Origin of the sequence: Leifsonia stereocauli (genome assembly GCF_038432415.1) — a bacterium.
Lineage (GTDB): Bacteria > Actinomycetota > Actinomycetes > Actinomycetales > Microbacteriaceae > Orlajensenia > Orlajensenia stereocauli.
Genome location: NZ_JBCAUN010000003.1, coordinates 523,742 through 543,797 on the forward strand (window position 1 = coordinate 523,742; position 20,056 = coordinate 543,797).

Annotated in this window: 13 protein-coding genes; 8 read left to right on the forward strand and 5 right to left on the reverse strand. The window is 70.8% G+C overall.

Going from position 1 to position 20,056, the window contains the following annotated elements:
- Positions 1-64: 64 nt before the first annotated feature.
- Positions 65-2,605: a hypothetical protein gene (locus AADV74_RS16595; protein WP_342116254.1), complete on the reverse strand. Its 2,541-nt coding sequence runs from the start codon at positions 2,603-2,605 to the stop codon at positions 65-67.
- Between the two features lie 255 nt (positions 2,606-2,860).
- On the opposite strand from AADV74_RS16595, the gene sucC reads away from it, so the two are divergent.
- From sucC to ddaH, 8 genes are all read left to right on the forward strand, one after another.
- A complete protein-coding gene (gene sucC / locus AADV74_RS16600) occupies positions 2,861-4,030 on the forward strand; it encodes an ADP-forming succinate--CoA ligase subunit beta (protein ID WP_135118914.1) in 1,170 nt (389 codons plus the stop codon).
- Positions 4,031-4,058: 28 nt separating this feature from the next.
- Positions 4,059-4,946: a succinate--CoA ligase subunit alpha gene (gene sucD / locus AADV74_RS16605; protein WP_055911400.1), complete on the forward strand. Its 888-nt coding sequence runs from the start codon at positions 4,059-4,061 to the stop codon at positions 4,944-4,946.
- 149 nt (positions 4,947-5,095) lie between these two features.
- Positions 5,096-6,667, forward strand: a complete 1,572-nt coding sequence (locus AADV74_RS16610; RefSeq protein ID WP_342116259.1) for a hypothetical protein — start codon at positions 5,096-5,098, stop codon at positions 6,665-6,667.
- 33 nt (positions 6,668-6,700) lie between these two features.
- Entirely contained in the window at positions 6,701-7,960 is a 1,260-nt protein-coding gene (locus tag AADV74_RS16615; RefSeq protein WP_342116261.1) for a cell division protein PerM, read from the forward strand.
- A gap of 119 nt (positions 7,961-8,079) precedes the next feature.
- Positions 8,080-8,673, forward strand: coding sequence for a phosphoribosylglycinamide formyltransferase (purN, locus tag AADV74_RS16620; protein ID WP_342116263.1), 594 nt, complete (start codon positions 8,080-8,082; stop codon positions 8,671-8,673).
- Positions 8,670-10,271: a bifunctional phosphoribosylaminoimidazolecarboxamide formyltransferase/IMP cyclohydrolase gene (gene purH, locus AADV74_RS16625; protein WP_342116267.1), complete on the forward strand. Its 1,602-nt coding sequence runs from the start codon at positions 8,670-8,672 to the stop codon at positions 10,269-10,271. Before purN ends, purH begins: the two co-directional genes overlap by 4 nt.
- A 113-nt stretch (positions 10,272-10,384) precedes the next feature.
- A complete protein-coding gene (locus AADV74_RS16630; RefSeq protein ID WP_342116269.1) occupies positions 10,385-11,470 on the forward strand; it encodes a Glu/Leu/Phe/Val dehydrogenase family protein in 1,086 nt (361 codons plus the stop codon).
- A 32-nt stretch (positions 11,471-11,502) separates the two neighbouring features.
- Entirely contained in the window at positions 11,503-12,753 is a 1,251-nt protein-coding gene (gene ddaH, locus AADV74_RS16635; protein WP_342116271.1) for a dimethylargininase, read from the forward strand.
- Here the strand turns inward: ddaH and AADV74_RS16640 are convergent.
- The 4 genes from AADV74_RS16640 to AADV74_RS16655 are packed head-to-tail and all read right to left on the reverse strand — an operon-like array spanning position 12,734 to position 19,912.
- On the reverse strand, positions 12,734-13,435 hold the full coding sequence (locus AADV74_RS16640; RefSeq protein WP_342116273.1) for an ABC transporter ATP-binding protein: 702 nt from the start codon (positions 13,433-13,435) through the stop codon (positions 12,734-12,736). The two genes, ddaH and AADV74_RS16640, sit on opposite strands and share 20 nt — an antisense overlap.
- The gene (locus AADV74_RS16645) at positions 13,432-14,502 is read right to left on the reverse strand and encodes an ABC transporter ATP-binding protein (RefSeq protein WP_425287314.1); all 1,071 of its coding nucleotides are present in this window, start codon (positions 14,500-14,502) and stop codon (positions 13,432-13,434) included. Before AADV74_RS16645 ends, AADV74_RS16640 begins: the two co-directional genes overlap by 4 nt.
- Before the next feature lie 5 nt (positions 14,503-14,507).
- Positions 14,508-17,225, reverse strand: coding sequence for an FtsX-like permease family protein (locus AADV74_RS16650; protein ID WP_342116278.1), 2,718 nt, complete (start codon positions 17,223-17,225; stop codon positions 14,508-14,510).
- Positions 17,222-19,912 (reverse strand): hypothetical protein, encoded by a 2,691-nt coding sequence (locus AADV74_RS16655; RefSeq protein WP_342116279.1) that lies wholly within the window; start codon positions 19,910-19,912, stop codon positions 17,222-17,224. The genes AADV74_RS16650 and AADV74_RS16655 overlap by 4 nt, the downstream gene beginning before the upstream one ends.
- Positions 19,913-20,056: the final 144 nt, after the last annotated feature.

Sequence of the window (20,056 nt, forward strand, 5' to 3'; positions counted from 1 at the left end):
AGGCTTGGCGCGGCTGCAGGTCCTCGGGCCTGTTGTCGACCTTCGGGCCTGTTCTCGCGGTGCACTACGGACGCCCCGGCTGCCGCTCGGGCAGGCCGGCGAGCTGGCCGAGCGCTCGGCGATAGGACGGCGTGCGTGGATACCAGCTGTGCGCGTCGACTGCGCCGACGTAGCCGCTGGCGTCGACCTCCTCTGCGTACACGTCCCGGTCGTTCGGGGTGGTCGACCAGGACGGGAAGCCGAGGAAGTCCGTGGCGCGCCAGAGGCTGATCCAGTCTGCGGCTGGAACCACTCCTGGTGCCGGCCGGTCGGAGATGTTCGCCGCAGCCGCGGCCTCCTGCTCGGCGATGACGTGTTTCTGATCGGCGGCCCATGGGTCCCGCGCTCGGAGCTTCGGCGCGCGGCACGGTTCGCCGCCGATGACCTCGGGCCCCAGGATCTCGGGCCAGAACCGCCCGAAGTACGGCCTCAGCTGGATGCCGAAGGTGAGCAACGACACCCGGCCCTGGTAGTCGGAGAGCCATTTCGGATGCGTCGCGAGCGCGAACAGCGAGGAGACGGCCACCACGCCGCCCATGCTGTGCGCCGTCACGATGGCGGTGCGAACCTGCCCTTTCACCGGCGGCAGGTCGAGCCACCAGCTGAGTCGTCGCGCCACCTCGGGAACGGCGCGCTCGGTGTAGCAGGGGGCGCCGAGGGGGTGGCCGGCACGCGGCAGGAAGCAGGCCAGGTCCCAGACGAGCCCGAGCGGGCGCACCACCTTCGAGCCGCCGAAGACGAGTCCGCCGACGACGGCGAGCCCGATCGCGCCCCAGACGATGAGCGAGAAGTCCATCCATCGTGCTGCGAGGACTGATGCCGTCGCGAAGGGTTCCGGCGCCAGCAGCTGCGTGACGAAGCGCTGGTCGAGTGAGGAGAACGCCGTGATCACGGTGACGACGGTCGCAGCCATGCCGGCCAGGCAGAGCGCTCCGAGGATGGGCTCGACGAGGTGGTAGCGAGCAGCTGACGCGCGCTTGCGGCGAACCTCGCCGGCCAGCAGCGCGCGCAGGTCGCCCCGCGGGCTGCCATCGGCCACCGGCGGCTCCTTCGAGGCCTCGTCCCAGAAGGCGTCGATGCGCGGCAGAACGTCGCGCCGACGGATGAGTTGGATCGCCACGATGAGCAGGGCCACGATGAGGAAGGCGAGGAGCACACCCAGGTACCAGGGGTAGAAAGCGCCGAGACGGAGAGACGGATCACCGCGCACGCAACCGGTGCCCGTGCAGGAGGCATAGGCGGTGGCGAGCTTTCGTCCACCGCCGAGGGCGCTGGCCGGCTTGTCGCCGTTCAGCCAGTCGCCCATCACCACATTGACGATGCAGGAGAGGGCGAGACCGATCACCAGGCCCATCGTCATGAAGACGGCCGGTGCCATCCCGCCCCAGGCCCGGTGGCGGCGGTCCGGCGCCGGGAAGAACAGCGTGACCGTGACCAGAAGCACCGCCAGCAGCACCGTCGAGACGAGGACCCAGTTGAAGGCTATGCGCATGGCGTAGCCGTTGATGTCGAGGCCGGGGAACAGCGACAGTGCACCCGTCGCGACGGCGAGCACGAGGAAGGCGGCCGTGAGGGTGAGCGTCGGCAGGGGAGTGCGCTCCTCGAGTCGCTCGAACGGCATGGTGTCGGTTCGGTAGGCGAGCACCACGGCCGTCACCATCACGACGGTCGCGGCGATGCAGACTCCGACGCCCCACCCCGGACGGCTGCTGCTCACGAGCGCGAGTCCGCACAGCAGCGCCGTCATGGCGATGCCTGTCGCGAGGTGCATGGAGGTGAGGCGGGAGATCTCGGTGCGCGACTGCCAGAACCGGGGCTGGGCGAGTAGCACCGGTTCCTCGGTCGCCGGTGCGCCCTTGATGATGCGTCCTGCCACGTTGTAGCGCAGGCGCGCGAGCGTCGAGGTGGCGAAGACGGCGAACAGCACGCTCACCGGCACGATTGAGAAGAATGCGATCCTCCGCCCTGTCGACCAGCGGGCGAAAGCCTCGAACGGCTCGGGGAGTGCCGTGCAGGTGAGACGGCGCCCGCCGTAGCACTGCACGGCGATGAGGTCGAGCGCGATCGACGCGAAGGAGAGGATCAGCAGCGTCGTGAGCACGACGCAGAACATCCGGATGAGGCCGGACTGGAAACGGATGCGAGTGCCGGAGCGCGGCAGGTTCCAGCTCCAGATCGCGGCGTTGGCGATGCTGAACGGCAGCACGGCTGTCCAGCAGGCACGGCCGATGGCCGCGACGATCGCGCCGCCGATGCCGGTCTCCGGAGACACCGTACGTACCATGCCGCCCCACGAGTACGCCTCGCGATGGATGCCCTCGGGAACGCTGCCGCGGGGTGACTCCACGGCATCGACGACCCCTCGGCTGCCCTCGCCGAGCTCCTGTTGGGCTCGCCCCTTGTCGAGTGATTCAGCCGTCGGATGCCAGAAGCTGCCGAGCTTGTCTCCCATGGCGAACTCGACCTCGTCGGGTGGCAGGTCGAGCAGCTCGTGAGGCGGCATGTTGTTCACCCCGTGGATGCGCAGTTCGAGGACAGGTTCGCCGCCGCTCGCGTTCGTCGCCATGATGAGCCGCCTTTCGCACGTGGATGCTCGCGACCGTACTGCTGCTGTCGGCGTCCGCGACACAGGGCCTGCCCCGACGCCGCCGCGGCCGGGTTCTGCCGCCGCGGAGCGTTCTGGCCACCCGATCAGGAGGGGTAGGCTTTCAGATGGCCCGAAACTGTCTTGACGTCGAGGTAATCGCGCGGACTCGGGTCACGGAACACATCCCCTGAAAAGCCAGCGCCGCGCGCTCAATGCGGATTGGAAGTCACGCACGTGGATCTTTACGAGTACCAGGCCAGAGACCTGTTCGAACAGTACGGTGTCCCGGTTCTTCCGGGCATCGTCGCGGACACCGCCGACGAGGTGCGGGCCGCGGCCGAGAAGCTGGGCGGCGTCGTCGTCGTCAAGGCGCAGGTCAAGGTCGGAGGCCGCGGCAAGGCCGGCGGCGTCAAGGTCGCCAAGAACCCCGACGAGGCTTACGAGGCGGCACAGGCCATCCTCGGCCTCGACATCAAGGGCCACGTCGTCAATCGCGTCATGGTCGCCGGCGGTGCGCGCATCGCGCAGGAGTACTACTTCTCCGTGCTGCTGGACCGGGCCAACCGCTCCTACCTCTCGCTCACGAGCTTCGAAGGCGGCATGGAGATCGAGATCCTCGCCGTCGAGAAGCCCGAGGCGCTCGCACGCATCGAGGTGAACCCCGGAACGGGTCTCGACCTCGAGACCGCCAAGGAGATCGCCGTCGCCGCGAAGTTCCCGGCCGAGCTGGTCGACAAGGTCGCGCCTGTCTTCGTCAAGCTCTACGAGGTGTACACCGGCGAGGACGCCACCCTCGTCGAGGTGAACCCGCTCGTGCTCACCGAGGACGGCGACATCATCGCCCTCGACGGCAAGGTCACGCTCGACGAGAACGCCGACTTCCGCCACCCGAACCACGCCGAGCTCGAGGATGCCGCTGCCGCGGACCCGCTCGAGGCGAAGGCCAAGGAGTCCGACCTCAACTACGTCAAGCTCGATGGCCAGGTCGGAGTCATCGGAAACGGTGCCGGACTCGTCATGTCGACCCTCGACGTCGTCGCCTACGCCGGTGAGAACCACGGCGGGGTGAAGCCCGCCAACTTCCTCGACATCGGTGGTGGAGCATCCGCCGCCGTCATGGCAGCCGGTCTCGACGTCATCCTCGGCGACGAGCAGGTCAAGAGCGTCTTCGTGAACGTCTTCGGCGGCATCACAGCCTGCGACGCGGTGGCCAACGGCATCGTCGGAGCCCTCGAGACCCTCGGCGAGCACGCCAACAAGCCGCTCGTCGTGCGCCTCGACGGCAACAACGTCGAGGAGGGTCGCCGCATCCTCACCGACTACAACCACCCGCTCGTCACCCTCGCCGCCACCATGGACGAGGGCGCCGACAAGGCCGCCGAGCTCGCGAACGCCGCCGCGTAGGCCACGGACAAGGACAGGATTCAAAGACATGTCGATCTTCCTCAACAAGGACTCCAAGGTCATCGTCCAGGGCATCACCGGCGGTGAGGGCACCAAGCACACCGCTCTCATGCTGAAGGCCGGTACCCAGGTCGTCGGCGGCGTGAACGCCCGCAAGGCCGGAACCACCGTCACGCACGGCGACGTCGAGCTGCCCGTGTTCGGCACGGTCGCAGAGGCCGTAGCCACCACAGGTGCCGACGTCTCGATCGCCTTCGTTCCTCCGGCCTTCACCAAGGACGCCGTGATCGAGGCCATCGACGCCGAGATCCCCCTGCTGGTCATCATCACCGAGGGCGTTCCCGTGCAGGACTCGGCGGAGTTCTGGGCCTACGCCCAGGCCAAGGGCAACAAGACCCGCATCATCGGCCCGAACTGCCCCGGCATTATCACGCCGGGCGAGTCGCTCGTCGGCATCACGCCCGCGACGATCACCGGCAAGGGACCCATCGGCCTCGTGTCGAAGTCGGGCACCCTGACCTACCAGATGATGTACGAGCTGCGCGACCTCGGCTTCTCGACCGCCATCGGCATCGGCGGCGACCCGATCATCGGAACGACGCACATCGATGCTCTCGCTGCCTTCGAGGCCGACCCCGAGACCAAGGCCATCGTCATGATCGGCGAGATCGGCGGCGACGCCGAGGAGCGCGCTGCCGACTTCATCAAGGCCAACGTCACGAAGCCCGTCGTGGGCTATGTCGCGGGCTTCACGGCTCCGGAGGGCAAGACCATGGGCCACGCAGGCGCCATCGTGTCGGGCTCGGCCGGAACTGCGCAGGCGAAGCAGGAGGCCCTCGAGGCCGCCGGCGTCAAGGTCGGCAAGACCCCGAGCGAGACCGCGCGCCTCATGCGCGAGGTGCTCGCAGCGCTGTAGGACGACCAGCACGAAAAGCGGGGCTCACCGGGACGGTGGGCCCCGCTCCTCGTTGCAGCCGCGTCATTCGGAGCCGTTTGCACGCCAACCCTGTGCCGCAGCGTTCCATGGCGATACTGTGGGCCCAGATGTGACGAGAGGTTGGGCTCATGGCGCGGTTGTCGAATGCAGAACTCCAGCGGCAGCTCGAACTGCTCGCAGCGGAGAACGCTGAGCTGCGGTTGAAGCAGGGCGAAGCCGGTGGTGCACTGAACGTCGAGTCCGAGGAGCTTCGACGGCAGCAGGAGGAGACCGCATCGGCCATCGCCCTGGAGGCCGAGGAGCAGCGACGCGAGCAGGCCGCGGCTGCGGCTGCACTCGCCGCCGAGAACGCGGCGCTGCGCGCCGAACTCGAGGCCGCCCGAAGCGCAGCCGAGACAGTGCCGATCACCCCGCTCGATGATGTCATCGTGCCGCCGGCAGGCAAGCGGCGCCCGCACACGAGCCGCTGGTGGGCGGTGCTGTCGGCATTCCTCATCGTGATCGGGCTGATCCTCGCGCCGACCGCCGTCATCGCGAGCTGGGCGAAGAACCAGCTCTCGAGCACGGAGACCTTCGTCGCCACCTTCGCCCCGCTCGCAGACGACCCGGCGGTCCAAGCACTGGTCACGGATCAGGTCGTTCTCGCGATCAACGAGCAGATCGACGTCCAAGGACTCACCGATTCGCTCTTCGACGGCGTCGAGGAGCTCGGCCTCGCCCCGAAGGCCTCGGCCGCGCTCGACCTGCTGCGCGCTCCGGCCGCTGCCGGCATCCAGTCGCTCATCCAGACCTCGGTGACGAGGTTCGTCGAATCCGACGCCTTCTCCGCCATCTGGACGCAGGCCCTGACCGTCACGCACAACCAGGTGCTCGCCACCCTGAACGGCGACGAGAACGCGGCCATCGGCATCGACGCCCAAGGCCAGATCGGCGTACAACTGGCGCCGATCATCGAGGAGGTCAAGCGGGTGCTGGTGAACCAGGGCATCGGCTTCGCCGCCCAGATCCCCACCATCGACAAGACCATCGTGATCGCGCAGTCCGACCAGGCCGTACTCGCCCAGTCGCTGTACGGCGTGGCCGTGGGTGTCGGGACCTGGCTGCCCTGGGTCGCGATCGCCTTCCTCATCGCCGGCGTCCTCGTCGCGCGGCGGCGCATCGTCGCCCTGCTCGGTGCGAGCATCGGACTCGCCCTGGTCATGATCCTGCTGGCCGCCGGCCTCGGAGTCGGTCGCATCGTGACCGTCGCGAACCTCGCTCCTGCGATCATGTCCGCGTCCGCTGCCGGGGTCATCTACGACCAGGTGCTGACGTTCATCTCGGCGACGATCACGGCCGTGACCGTCCTCGCGGTGACTGTGGCCGTCGTCGGCTGGCTGGCGTCCTCCTACCGCCCTGCGGTGAAGCTGCGTCTGCTCTTCCTGGGCTGGGTCGCCTGGGTGCGGGCCGCAGGCGCGAAGCGCGGAGTGACCACCGGTCGCTTCGGCGAGTGGCTCTACCGCCAGCGCGTCGTGGTCCGGGTGGCGATCGCCGTGATCGCGGCTGCAGTCGTGCTGTTCGTGCGGCCGCTCTCGCCGGCGTTGATCATCTGGACGGCCGTGATCGCCATCGTGCTGCTCGGCATCAGCGAGCTCCTCCAGCGCCCTGTGGTGACGGTGCCCGATGAGGCGGACGAAGACACCCCGATCGTCGTCGCCTGAGGGCGGGCATCCGGCAGGTAGAGTCCCTGACGGATGAACCGCACAACGACTGCTCTGATCGCCGCTCTCGAGGCGCTCGTCGTCGTCGCCGTCGGGATCGGCATTCCGCTCGTCCCGCTCACGATCCTGTGGGCGACGACCCTCCGCATGGCGTCGGACTGGCTGCCGTTCTGGCGTGGCTCCGTCGATCTCTGGCTCGTCGGGCACGGGGTGGACCTCACAGTCCGTCTTCCCGAGGCCGTGGCCGCGACCACAGGGCTGCCGGATGCCGCCCAGCCCTTCACGATCTCGATCGCACTGCTCGGATTCGCCGTCATCACGGTGCTGAGCGGGCTGAGGGTCGGTCGGCGCGCTGTGATCAGCGGTGACCGGATGCTCGGGGTCGTCGTCGCCGCCCTCACCTTCGCCGTGCTCACGGCCCTCGTCGCGCTCAGCGCCACCGCAACCGTCGCCAGGCCAGCGCCAGTGCAGGCCTTCGTGCTGCCGACCCTGATCTACGTGACCGCGATGCTCGCGGCGTCCGAGTGGGAGTCCCAGCGCGGGCCCGTCGGGCGGCGCGACGCCACGGCGGTCCGAGTGCGAGCGACGGTCATGCAGTGGCCGGCGATGGTCCGCGCCGGCATCGACGCAGCGGTCCGTGGAGCGACCGTCGCCGTCGCCGGGATCATCGGTGTGGCCGCTGTTGTCGTCGCCATCATGCTCGTGACCCACTACGCCACCGTCACGGCGCTCTACGAGAGCCTGCAGGCCGGCATCCTGGGCGGAATCGCCATCACACTGCTGCAGCTGGCACTGCTTCCCAACCTGGTGATCTGGGCCGCCGCGTGGCTTGTCGGTCCCGGCTTCCTGATCGGCACCGGCACGAGCGTCGCACCGGGCGGGACCGTGCTCGGTGCCGTGCCCGGGCTCCCGGTGCTCGGCGCGCTCCCGCAGGGCGAGCCCGCGATCGGCGTCCTCGGTGTGCTCGTGCCGATCGCCTTCGGAGCGCTGGCCGGGTGGCTCGCCCATCGGCGACTGCCGCCGACGGCGACGAGACTCCACCTGGCCGGCATCGGAGCGGGCATCGGCGCTCTGGCCGGCCTCGCCCTCGGGCTGCTCGCCTGGTGGTCGGGTGGAGCGATCGGCCCCGGTCGGCTCGCCAGCGTCGGCCCTGATCCGTGGCTGGTCGGCATCCTCGCCGCAGTCGAGATCGCAGTTCCCGCCGTGCTCGCCCTGCTCGCTGCAGGCTGGCGGGGCTCCGCCGACGAGCGGGCCGGCGCCGAGCTGCGTTCGGACGAGCCAGCGCGCGACTGAGGAGTCCCGAGCGGCGCGCGGCGCGCGGCGCGCGGTGTGCGGTGTGCGGTGCGCGGTGCGCACGTGAGCATGGCCGCCCGCGTCAGGGGCGCATCCGCTGCTCCGGTAGGCTCGTGGACGTGCTTTCGCTCGTGGTCCTGATCTCCGGAGGGGGGTCGAACCTCCGCGCCCTGCTCGAGGCATCGCAGGATGCGGAGTTCCCCGCCCGGGTGGTGGCGATCGGCGCCGACCGCGATGCCGTCGGGCTCTCGCTGGGCGAGGAGTACGGCATCCCGACCTTCACGGTCGCCTACCCCGGGTATCCCGATCGCGAGACCTGGGGTGATGCCCTGCTGGAGCAGATCCGTGCCTGGGGCCCGGACCTCGTCGTCCTGAGCGGGATGATGCGGCTGCTGCCGCCGCGCGTCGTCGCTGCGCTCTCGCCGAACCTTATCAACACCCACCCCGCGTACCTGCCCGAGTTCCCCGGAGCCCATGGAGTGCGCGACGCGCTCGCCGCGGGAGCCCCCGAGACCGGCGCCAGCCTCATCGTCGTCGACAACAGCGTCGACGGCGGACCGATCATCGCGCAGGAGCGCGTGCCGATCCACGTCGGCGACACCGAGTCGTCGCTGCACGATCGCATCAAGCCCGTCGAGCGCCGCCTCCTCATCGAGGCCGTACTCGACATCGCCAACGGACACGTCGATTTGAAGGAACTCTCCCGATCATGAGCGGCCCCAGCCACGACCCCAGCCTCTACCGCGACCGCGATGTCGTTCCCATCCGTCGAGCCCTCATCTCCGTGAGCGACAAGACCGGGCTCCTCGAGCTCGCGGGCGCCCTCTCGGCCTCCGGGGTCGAGATCGTCTCCACAGGATCGACGGCGTCGACCATCCGCGATGCCGGCTTCGCGGTGACGGATGTCGCCAGCGTGACGGGCTTCGCCGAGGCCCTCGACGGCCGCGTCAAGACGCTGCACCCCGCCGTGCACGCCGGTCTTCTCGCCGACCTGCGGCTGGAGTCGCACGAGGCGCAGCTGCTCGAGCTCGGCATCGCGCCGTTCGAGTTGGTCGTGGTGAACCTGTATCCGTTCGTGCAGACCGTCGCGTCGGGTGCCCCGGCGTCCGACATCGTCGAGCAGATCGACATCGGCGGGCCCGCGATGGTGCGCGCCTCGGCGAAGAACCACGCGAACGTCGCGATCGTCGTCGACCCCGCGCGCTACCCGCAGGTCGTCGCCGCCCTCGAGGCCGGCGGAACGACCCTGGCACAGCGCCAGGCCCTCGGAGCAGAGGCCTTCCGCCACACGGCGAGCTACGACGTCAACGTCGCCTCGTGGATCGGGAACGTCGTCGCCCCCGACGACGACGGCACCGGCTTCCCGGGCTGGCTCGGCGGCACCTGGACGCGTCAACAGTCGCTGCGCTACGGCGAGAACTCGCACCAGTCGGCGGCGTTGTACGCCAACCGCGAGGGTGGCGGCATCGCCCAGTCGCGCCAGCTGCACGGCAAGGAGATGTCGTACAACAACTACGTCGATGCCGACGCAGCACTGCGAGCGGCCTTCGACTTCTCCGAGCCTGCCGTCGCCATCATCAAGCACGCGAACCCCTGCGGCATCGCGGTGGCCGATCCGGATGCCGCTGACGCCATCGCCTCGGCCCACGCGCGTGCCCACGCCTGCGACCCCGTGTCGGCCTTCGGCGGCGTGATCGCCGCGAACCGCGTCGTGACCCGCGCCATGGCGGAGACCGTCGCCGGCATCTTCACCGAGGTGCTCATCGCGCCGGGCTTCGAGCCCGAGGCGCTCGAACTGCTCACGGCGAAGAAGAACATCCGGCTGCTCGAACTCCCCGCCGACTACTCGCGCAGCGGGATCGAGCTGCGACAGATCTCGGGAGGACTGCTGCTGCAGCAGGCCGACACGCATTTCGCCCCGTTCGAGGAGTGGACCCTCGCTGCCGGTGAGTCCGTAGACGACGCCACCCGCGCCGACCTCGAGTTCGCCTGGCGGGCCTGCCGCGCCGTCAAGTCGAACGCCATCCTGCTCGCGGCGGGAGGGGCATCCGTCGGCGTCGGCATGGGTCAGGTCAACCGCGTCGACTCCTGCCAGCTCGCGGTGACCCGAGCCGGCGACCGCGCAGCCGGGTCCGTGGCGGCATCCGACGCCTTCTTCCCGTTCGCCGACGGCGCCCAGATCCTCATCGACGCCGGAGTGGCGGCCATCGTGCAGCCCGGTGGCAGCATCCGCGACGAGGAGGTCATCGCCGCGGCAACGGCTGCCGGCGTGACCATGTACTTCACCGGAGAGCGGCACTTCTTCCACTGACGGAACTCGTCGTCCTCCTCGCCCGAGGGCGGCCCCGCGCGTATCCTTGGGAGCGGCACACACCCCGTGCCGCACACCCTGCCCACGAAGCAGATCCTCAAGGAGAATCGACGATGACTCTCATCGATACAGCACCAGCATCCCCTCCCGACGTTGCAGCATCGGCCCCCGAGTTCGACCATGAGCGTGTGCTCGTCGTCACCGGTCGCCGCTCCGGTCTCACGATCATCGTGGCGGTGCATTCCACCCGCCTCGGCCAGGCGCTCGGCGGTTGCCGCGTCTGGCAGTACGACGACTGGCAGGACGCCCTGGCCGACGCCCTCCGGCTCTCGGCAGCAATGACGTTGAAGAACGCGGCCGCCGGCCTCGCCCGCGGCGGCGGCAAGGCCGTCATCCACGTTCCGCGCGGCACAGTGCTCACCGAGGAGGGGCGGCACGCAGCCATGCTCGATCTCGGCGACGCCGTCGAGAGCCTCGACGGTGCGTACATGACCGCAGAGGACGTGGGAACGAGCGCCGAATTGATGGCGATCGTGGCCCTGCGCACTGCGCACGTCTGCGGCCTTCCACCCGAGCAGGGCGGGGTGGGCGAGCCTGCCGACGCCACGGCATCCGGAGTCCTCGCCGCGATCGGCTCCACCCTAGAAGCCCTCGACGGTTCCCGCGACGTCGCGGGGCGCCACATCGTGATCTCAGGCCTCGGCCAGGTCGGCGGCCGGCTCGCTCGGGCGCTGACGGCCGGTGGCGCCCGCCTGACGGTGACGGATGTCGACACCTCGAAGAAGGCCCTCGCCACGGAGCTGGGGGCGCACTGGGTCGAGCCGGCTGACGCCCACGCCGTGAAGGCGGACCTGTTCGTGCCGTGCGGTCTGGGTGGGGCGCTGTCGAGTCGCGTGATCGACGAACTGCGGGTGCGAGGAGTCGTCGGTGCCGCGAACAACCAGTTGGCGTCGCGCGATGGCGCCAGGCGCCTCGCCGACCGCGGCATCCTCTGGGCTCCGGACTTCGTGGCCAACGGCGGTGGGGTGATCTACCTGGACGGTGCGTCGACCGGAGACGCGGACCTCGACGCGATCGAGCTGCGGGTCCTGGCCATCGGCGACACCGTCACCGAGATCTTCCGTGAGTCCACCGCCGACGGCACGACGACGCTGGAGGCGGCTGAACGCATCGCCGAGGCACGGTTGCACGCCGCCTGATCACCGCGCGGGTGGCCGGTAGTGTCGCACTCATGACTTTCTCGAGTGCTGCCACCCGACCACCCGTTCCGGCCGTCGACCTCGGACGCCGCATCACGGCGGGCGTGCTCTCGGCGCTCGTCGTGGTCGTCGTGGCCCTCGCCGTCACGAGCCTGGCGTTCTTCATCGGCGGCCAGCAGGCGACGGCGGCCCTCACCGGGGCGGCGAACTTCTTCCTGGTGCCCACCATCGTCGCGGGCGTCCTGTTGGCGATCTTCAACGCCCTCGGCGCCACTCGCTGGTGGCTCCCCGCCCTCGCCGGTGGTCTCGGCGCTGGTCTCATCGGCGCCGTGCTCGGCTCCATCCTCACCGTCGCCGGTGCCGGAACCGCCATCGACGGTGCCGTGCTCGGGCAGATCTTCGCGAGCCTCATCGGCTTCAACCTGTTGTTCGTGCTCGCGGTGACGCTCGGCGAGGTCACCCTCGGTCGCAGCATCACCGCCATCGTGCTCGGATACGGCGTGGGCTCGTCGGGCCAGTCCCGCCGGATCGCCCTCGTACGCGTTCCGGCCGAGAACCTCGCCGAGGGCATCGTGACCCATATCGAGCGCGAGGGGATCGACTCGGAGGTCGCCGACGAGCAGTGGGACAACTACTGCGCGGCCATGACCGCGGAGGGCTGGGAGGTCGTGGAGGTTCCGGCCGAGCCTCTGCTCGCCGACTCCGTGTTCGTCGAGGACGCAGTGGTCATGTTCGGCGACGTCGCCGTGATCGCGAGCCCCGGATCCGAGGCCCGACGCGGCGAGATCGCCGGAGCCGAGGAGTCGGTGCGCTCGATCCCGGGCGTGCAGGTCGAGCGCATCGAGCTGCCGGGAACCCTGGACGGCGGCGACGTGCTCAAGGTCGGCGCGACTGTGTACGTCGGCCGGTCGACGCGCACCAATGCCGAGGGCATCCGCCAACTCCGCGTGTTGCTCGCGCCCCTCGGCTACACGGTCGTCGCCGTGCCGCTCACGAAGGCCCTGCACCTCAAGAGCGCTGCGACGGCCCTGCCGGACGGCACCGTGATCGGCTACCCGCCGCTGCTCGATGACATCACGGTCTTCGACCGCTTCGTGGCCGTGCCCGAGGCCGGGGGAGCCCACGTCGTCGAACTCGCACCAGACACCGTGCTCATGGCCGGGTCCGCCCCGGTCAGCGCCGCGCTCATCTCCGACCTGGGCTACAGGGTGGTGACCGTCGACATCTCCGAATTCGAGAAGCTCGAGGGCTGCGTCACCTGCCTCAGCGTACGGGTGCGCTGAGGTCGTCTGCCGCGCGCAGTCGCCCGTCGTGCATCTCGAGCACGCGGTCTGCGCGCTGCACCAGGAGCGGGTCGTGGGTGGAGACTATCGCCGCAATGCCGCGGTCGTGCACCAGTCCCGAGATCAGGTCCATGACCGTCGCGGCGGTTCCACTGTCGAGCTGCCCGGTGGGCTCGTCGGCGAGGAGGATGCCGGGACGCGACACCAGTGCACGGGCTATGCCCACGCGCTGCTGCTGCCCGCCGGACAGCTCCGCCGGACGCTGGGCGGCGTGGTCGGACAGCCCGACGAGTGCGAGCGCCTCGGCGACGCGGGCGTCGCGTTCGGCTGCCTCGGTCCTGGCCAGCCGGAGAGGCACCTCGACGTTCTCGGCTGCCGACAGCACCGGGATCAGCCCGAACCCCTGGAAGATGTAGCCGAGACCCGTGCGGCGGAGTTCTGCGAGCTCGTCCTCGCTGAGGCTGGTGAGTTCCCGGTCGCCCACCCAGACCTGCCCCGCCGTCGGGCTGTCGAGACCTCCGAGCAGGTTGAGCAGGGTCGTCTTACCGGCGCCTGACGATCCGCGCACGACGAGCAGCTCACCCGGCGAGACGCTGAGCGAGACATCGTTGACGGCGCGCACGACGGCGTCGCCGACCGTGTAGTGGCGGCTGAGGCCCTCGGCCCGCAGTGCGATGCTCATGAGGCGTCCTCCTGTGTGGGGGCGGCGTGACGGCCGCGAGGGGGTGCCGCGGGTGCGGCTGGTGCCGGTGCAGCAGGCGCTGCGGAGGGTGCGGCATCCTGAACCGTCGACGGCTCGGGAGCCGGCGTCGCAGCCGGAACCGGGGGAGCGGCAGCCGGGCGCTGCTCCTGACCCGGGCGCACGGCCACGTGGTCGGGTTCGAGCGATAGTCGCACCCTGTCGTGCAGGCCGAGGGCTCCGACGAAGTCGTGCGGCAACTGCAGACGACCGACTCGGTCGAGCACGGCGAACTCCTCCGCGACGGCCTGTTCGGCCCCGTGCTCGTCTGTGCGGGTGCTGCGCAGCACCTCGGTGGAGGTGCGCCCGTCACGGATCTGCACCGTGCGTGCCACGTGCTCCGACACAGTGGGGTCGTGGGTGACGATGAGCGTCGTCACCCCCAGGCGCTCGTTCACCGAGCGCATGGCCTCGAGGACCGATGCCGAGGTCGCCTCGTCGAGTTCGCCGGTGGGCTCGTCGGCCAGCAGAACCCGCGGCTCGTTCGCGATGGCGACGGCAATGGCGACGCGCTGCTGCTGACCGCCCGACATCTGCGCCGGCCGTCGATCGGCGACCCCGGCGACGTCGAGCACCTCGAGCACCTCCCGGACACGTGCGTCGCGATCGCCGCGGGCGCCGGCGACGGCCAGAGCGGCGGCGACGTTCTCAGCGGCCGTCAGGTAGGGAAGCAGATTCCGTCCGGTCTGCTGCCAGACGAAGCCGACGCTGCGACGACGGAAGGCCACCCGCTCGCGTCGACCTAGGGCGAGCAGGTCGTGACCGGCCACTCGGGCGATGCCGGCCGTGGGGACATCGAGTCCGGACAGGATGCCGAGCAGGGTCGACTTCCCGGAGCCGGACGCCCCGATGAGGGCGACCAGCTCGCCGCGATCGAGGCGCAGGTTGAGTCCCTGAAGCGCCTGGACCTCCACCCCCTGCGCGGTGAAGATGCGGACGAGGTCGGAGCAGATCACGTCGGGCTCGCCGGTCTCTGTCGTGTCGGTCACGCGGGTCTCCGTCTTCTCCATGGTTGTCAGGCCTCCACTGTCCTCAGGATCGCACTGGCGTGGGCCCTCCCGGAGGCGAACAGCGCGATGAACGTGCACAGGGCCGTCACCAGCACGAAGCCGAGCACGAGGGCGAGGGTGAGGAGCGGGTCGACCGCGAGCGCAGGCTGCAGCCGGCCTCCTGTGAATCCGCGCAGGTCGACGCCGGCGAGGATCACGAGCGGCAGGCCGATTCCGAGCGCTGCGCCGAACACCAGCGCGACCACGGCCATCGGCGCGATCTCCCAGACGGCGAGCGAGCGAGCCTCACGGCGGCCTCCTCCGAGCATCCGCAGCAGTACCAGGATTCGGGCCCTGGCCGGGCCTCCGAGCACGAGGGTCATCGCGATGGTGAGGGCGCTGAGCAGGGCCGTGACCGCGATGCCGATGAGCAGGGCGGACTGCAGGCCGGCCGCAGCCGGAGCCGAGGTCAGGACCGCGGCGGAATCGGCCGGGGTGTCGACCGTCGCCTCGTCACCCGCCACGGCTTGCACGGCAGCCCGGGTGGCCTCGAGATCGGAACCGGGCTCGACTCGGAGCAGCATCACGTGGGTGACGGGGTTGACGACTCCGACCCTGTCGGCGAAGCGGCTGTCGACGACGGCCCAGTTCGCCCGAGTGCTGAGCGCCGTGCTGCCGTCGACCGTCGCGACTATGGTGATCGGCTCTCCGTCGAGGGTGGCATCCGTCGACCTGCCGACAGCGGCCGTCGTCGCCCCCGACGCCACGATCGGGACCGCGTCGCCGTCGGCGCGCAGCGCTGCCCCGACCGGAATGGCGCCGGGAGCGTCGCCCTGCACCCTGCCGAGGGCCTCGGTGTCGACGACGATGATCGAGGTGTTGGTGCGGCGACCGTCGACGTCGATGAGCGCGCTGTTCGCGCCGGACACCGCAGCGGCGTCCGCGACTCCGGGAACGGTGCCGATCTCCTCCACCTGCTCGGTGGTGAGCGGCGTGCCCTTCACGCGCAGGTCCGCACCAACGGCCGTCAGTGCTGCGTCGTCGATGCCGGACCGGATGGTCGTGAGCAGTACTCCTGACGAGACGGCGACGGCGACCCCCACAACCAGCGCCAGCACAGGGGCGAGGCCGGTCGCCGGATCGCGGAGCGCCCGCACCGGTCCGAGGTAGGCGCTGAGGCCCCGCCGCGCGTGCGAGCGCCGAGCCAGCCACGCCAGCGGCAGCGGGTAGAGCCTGAGCGCGGCAACGCAGACGGCCAGCGCGAGCAGCAGGGGAGCCGCGGCGAGCAGCGGATCGATTCCGGATGCCGCTGCCGCCGTCGTGAGCCCCCGCTGCATCAGCGCGAAGGTCGCCACGGCCGCGAGGCCGACGACGACGAGCTCGACGATGATCCGCACCCGCCCAGAGGCCCGGCTCGCGCCGTCGAGGTCGTCGCGCTCGCCGCGCCGGAGGTCGGGCGCCGGAAGCGCGAGGAGCACCGCCGGCAGGAGCCCGAGCAGGACCGGCAGCAGGAGGGCGCCCACCGTGACCTGGCCGGTGGTGACGAGGATTCCGATGAACGATCCCACGATCGCGGCTGGAACGCCGATCACCAGCCCCTCGTTCGCCATGACGCCACGCAGGGTGCCGCCGCTCGCTCCTCGGGCCGCGAGCAGGCGAAGGGCATCGGCCCGTCGGCCGCTGATCATCCGGCAGCCGAGCAGCAGCACGGCGATCATCACGCCGAGGGGGCCGGAGGCCGTCATGGCGAGCACGGCGTCGACGGCGGCATCCGTCGTCAGGGTGTCCTCGATGGTGTCGGACGGACCGGCGGAGAACGACAGCATGGACTCGAAGAACTCGGTCCGCGTCATCATGACGGTGGGAGGAGCCGACTCGAGGCGGCGCAACTGCTCGACCAGCGCCGGCGCGTCGGCCTGCGTCACGGCGTCGGGGTCGAGCGGGAACCACACCTCGACGCGCACCGCAGTGGGCGACATGGCGAGGGCGGGAAGCTCCGAGGAGTCGACGAGCCCTGTCACCGTGTACACCGGAGGGCCGAGCGGCTCCTGCACGAGGCTCGGTTCGAGCAGCAGGGGAGCGTGCGACCAGTAGTCGTCATCGGGGTCGACGGGCTCGAAGACGCCCGACAGGCGGGCGCTGAACGTCTCGCCACGGTCGGCCTGGATCTGGCGGGTCTCGCCGACGCCCCAGGAGAGGATGTCGGCGTTGACGGTGCCGAGGCCGATCTCGACGACATCGTCATCCGTCTCAGAGGGCGGCGAGCCGTCGGTGTACCGCACGTGCTCGGAGGATCGCGGGTCGTAGGCGAGGGCCAGCTCGCCGTAGTTCTCGTCGCCCGCCCTGGTGATGGGCAGGCTGTCCTGCGACAGGAAGTACTGCGGCCGACCCGTCGCCTCGCGGAGCGGAGACGGCAGGCTGTCGTGGAGGGCCACGACTTCGTCGTTGAACGCGCCCCACGACGGCTGGGACTCCGGTGGCAGCGCATGAGGTCCCGACGTGGCACCGGCGCCGGGGTCGGGCACGCCGATCGCACCGCCGGTGATGTCGCGTTGCGCGGGCTCGAGCGCGCTGACGGCGTAGTCGAGCGATCGGGTGTGCATGGCCTCGACCGCCCGCGGCGCTGCGGCCGCGAGGGCGGACAGCAGGACGACGAGCACGGCCACGGTGAGTCCGCCGGCCGGGTGGGCCGCGAGATGGCGCAGCAGGAGCGCCGGGCCGGAATGTGCTGAACGACGACTCACGATGCCTCCCCGACGGCCGAAGGGCTGGAGGCACGGAGACGCACGGAGCGGGCGTGCAGCGCGATGATGACGGCCAGCGGCAGGCCGAGGGCGAGCAGGGCCAGTGCGAGGGCGAGCACGCCGACGGATGGTGGCAGGCCCGCGACGAGAGATGCCTCGGCGACGGATGCCGCAGCGAACTGCGCGGCCGTGAGCGCCACCGTCGCGGCTCCGACGGCGAGCCCGACGAGGCCGCCGGCGACGACGGCGACCATGAGCTCGACAGCGCGGCCCCTGGCCTGCGCACGCGACGGCACCCCGATCGCGCGGAGGAGCGCCACCTCGCCGGAGCGGGCGGCGCCCAGCGCCGAGAGGATGCCGACGGTCGCGATGAGGGCCAGGGCGATGGCTGCCCCGACGCCGACCCACACGGCGACGACGACAGGCTCTGCGAGCAGCGTCGCGGCGCCGGGAGCCGCGATCGTGACGGCGTCCGGCCCGGCGGCAGCGGAGGCGCCGGCGGCCAGCGCGGGCTCGATGGCTGCCGCTACACGAGCCGGATCATCGGCCGCAGCCCAGACCTCGTTCGCCTCGGCCGTCGTGTCGTTGCCGCGCAGCAGGTCGTCATCGAGGGTGGCGAGCGGGAAGAGCGCCGCGAGCTGGTCGGTCGACCCGGGCACCGACGGCGTCAGGCCGGCGACGACGGCGGACCCGGAACGCAGCAGGCCGTCGAACTGGTAGTCGAACAGGTCGCCGACCCGCAGCCCGCGCTTGTCGGCGAGGGCGGTCGAGATCACGGCCGGCACGCCCTGGCCTGCGGCATCCGTCGCCATGATCCGGCCGAGCGGCTCGGTCGATGCCAGCGTGGCATCGGGCTCGCTCGGCAGGGCGAGCGTCTGTGGGGCTGCAGGCGAGGTCTCGAGGGCGGTCAGCTCGATGACGATCCCGACGGCGCCATCGGCGGCGCTCAGTCGACCATCGACGGCGAGCAGGTTCCAGCCGTCGTCGGCGGCGGGCAGTTCGGCCGAGAGCGTGACGCGTCCTGGACCGTCGACCTCGAGTGAACCGAGGGCGATCGAGACGAGCGCGCCATCGGCGTCGGCGAGCCAGGCGCTCAGCGCGATCGCGCCGCGACGGCTGTCGTCCGGTGCCGAGACGCCGAGATCGAGCCGCAACGACTCGGAGCCCTCGGGGAGGGCGAGGCCGGGCCGTACGTCCTCGGCGAGTGCTGCGGCCATGGCAGCTGTGTCGACGGTGCCGCCGACGTCGGCGAGCACCCCTGTCATCTCCGCGGGCGAGAGGGCTGTGAGCGAGGCCGGGTCGTCGCCCACCCGGATGGGAGCCGTGGCGACGGGGGCGGCATCCGTCACCCCGTCGATCTCGCGCACCGCAGTCGTCGTCCCGGCCGTCGAGTCGTCTGCGAGGGCCACCCGCACCGACGTTCCAGTGGCCTGCTGGGCCGAGGCCTCGGCCAGGGCACGCCAGGTCGCGGAGTACCCCGAGGCGAACACTGCGCTGCCCACGGCCAGGCAGACCAGGAGCACGGCCACCTGGAACATCGGGAAGCGGCGCGCGACCTGGCGGGCGGCGAGAGAGCCGGCGAGCCCGGTTCCCCGTGCCGACGCTCGCTCGACGGCGACGACGACGGGCCGCAGCACGAGCACGGCGATCATCGCGCCGGCCACCAGCACGAGCACAGGGGCGAACTCGGCGATGAGGTCGACGCGCACCCCGCCGTCGGCTGCGGGAACGAGAGGCGAGCCGTACTGCAGCAGCTGAGCTACGGAGACGGATGCTGCGACAGTGGCGAGAATCGCGCCGGTAGCCGTGACCGCGAGGGTGCCGACGCCTCGGCCCGAGCGCTCTGCCCGACGCCCGGCGGCCCCGCCGATCGCACCCCGTGCGGCGCTGAAGCCGGCCACGAGAAGCGCCAGAAGGGCGACGGCGACGGCGAACGGCCAGCCGCTCAGCGAGGATGCCTCGACGGGCTGGAGCAACCCCAGCGCGGCGACGGCGACCGCCGTGCCGACGATCGCCGCCGGGATCACGGTCACGGCCGACTCGAGAACGGCCAGCGTGCCGAGCTGCGGCGCCGTCATCCCTCGCGCCGTGAGCAGCTCGCCCTCGTCCGCGCGGGCACTGCGGAGAAGGCGGGCGATCTGGGCCAGCGCGAACCACGCGAAGACGAACACGAGCAGCAGCGGAACCGGCTGCACGGACGCCACCGCGACGACACCGCGATCGAGCTCGGCGAGGGTGGAAGGCAGCGCCCCGGAGCTGGACATCGTCGTGGCGGGGATGGTCGCCGTGTCGAGCACTGACACGAGGTCGTCGATCTCGTGGCGCAGCTCGGTCGCACCGACGGGCGTCAGCGCGTTCTCGGCCGGGGTGATCACCCACACCAGCCGGTCGTCTCCGTCGACGAAGCGCTCCACCTCGCCGTGCTCGACCGTCTCGCCGATGAGGGCGTCGACGGCATCCTGGGCGGCCGCAGCATCGTCGGGATCGGACGGGTCGGCCGTGACCACGAACTCGGTGGATGGTCCGGATGCCGCCAGGGCATCGTGCACGCCGGTCGCCGTCGAGGTGGCGAGCCCGCCGATGATGCCGACACCGGCCAGCGCCGCTGCGGCCACGACCGCTCCGAGGCCGAGGAGGAGTCCCGCGTGGGCTCGCGCTCGGAGCACGGCGAGACGGATCGATCCCACCGGCGCCCCCTCGTCTCGTCCGCGTCCGCCGCCATGCCGACACTCCCGTCAGCGTAATCGACACTCGGGCAGCAGTCGGCTCGACGCAGCCGTTGCGGTCGACGGATGCGCGGGTATAGTCTGCAAGGCTGCCTGCCGCCCGAA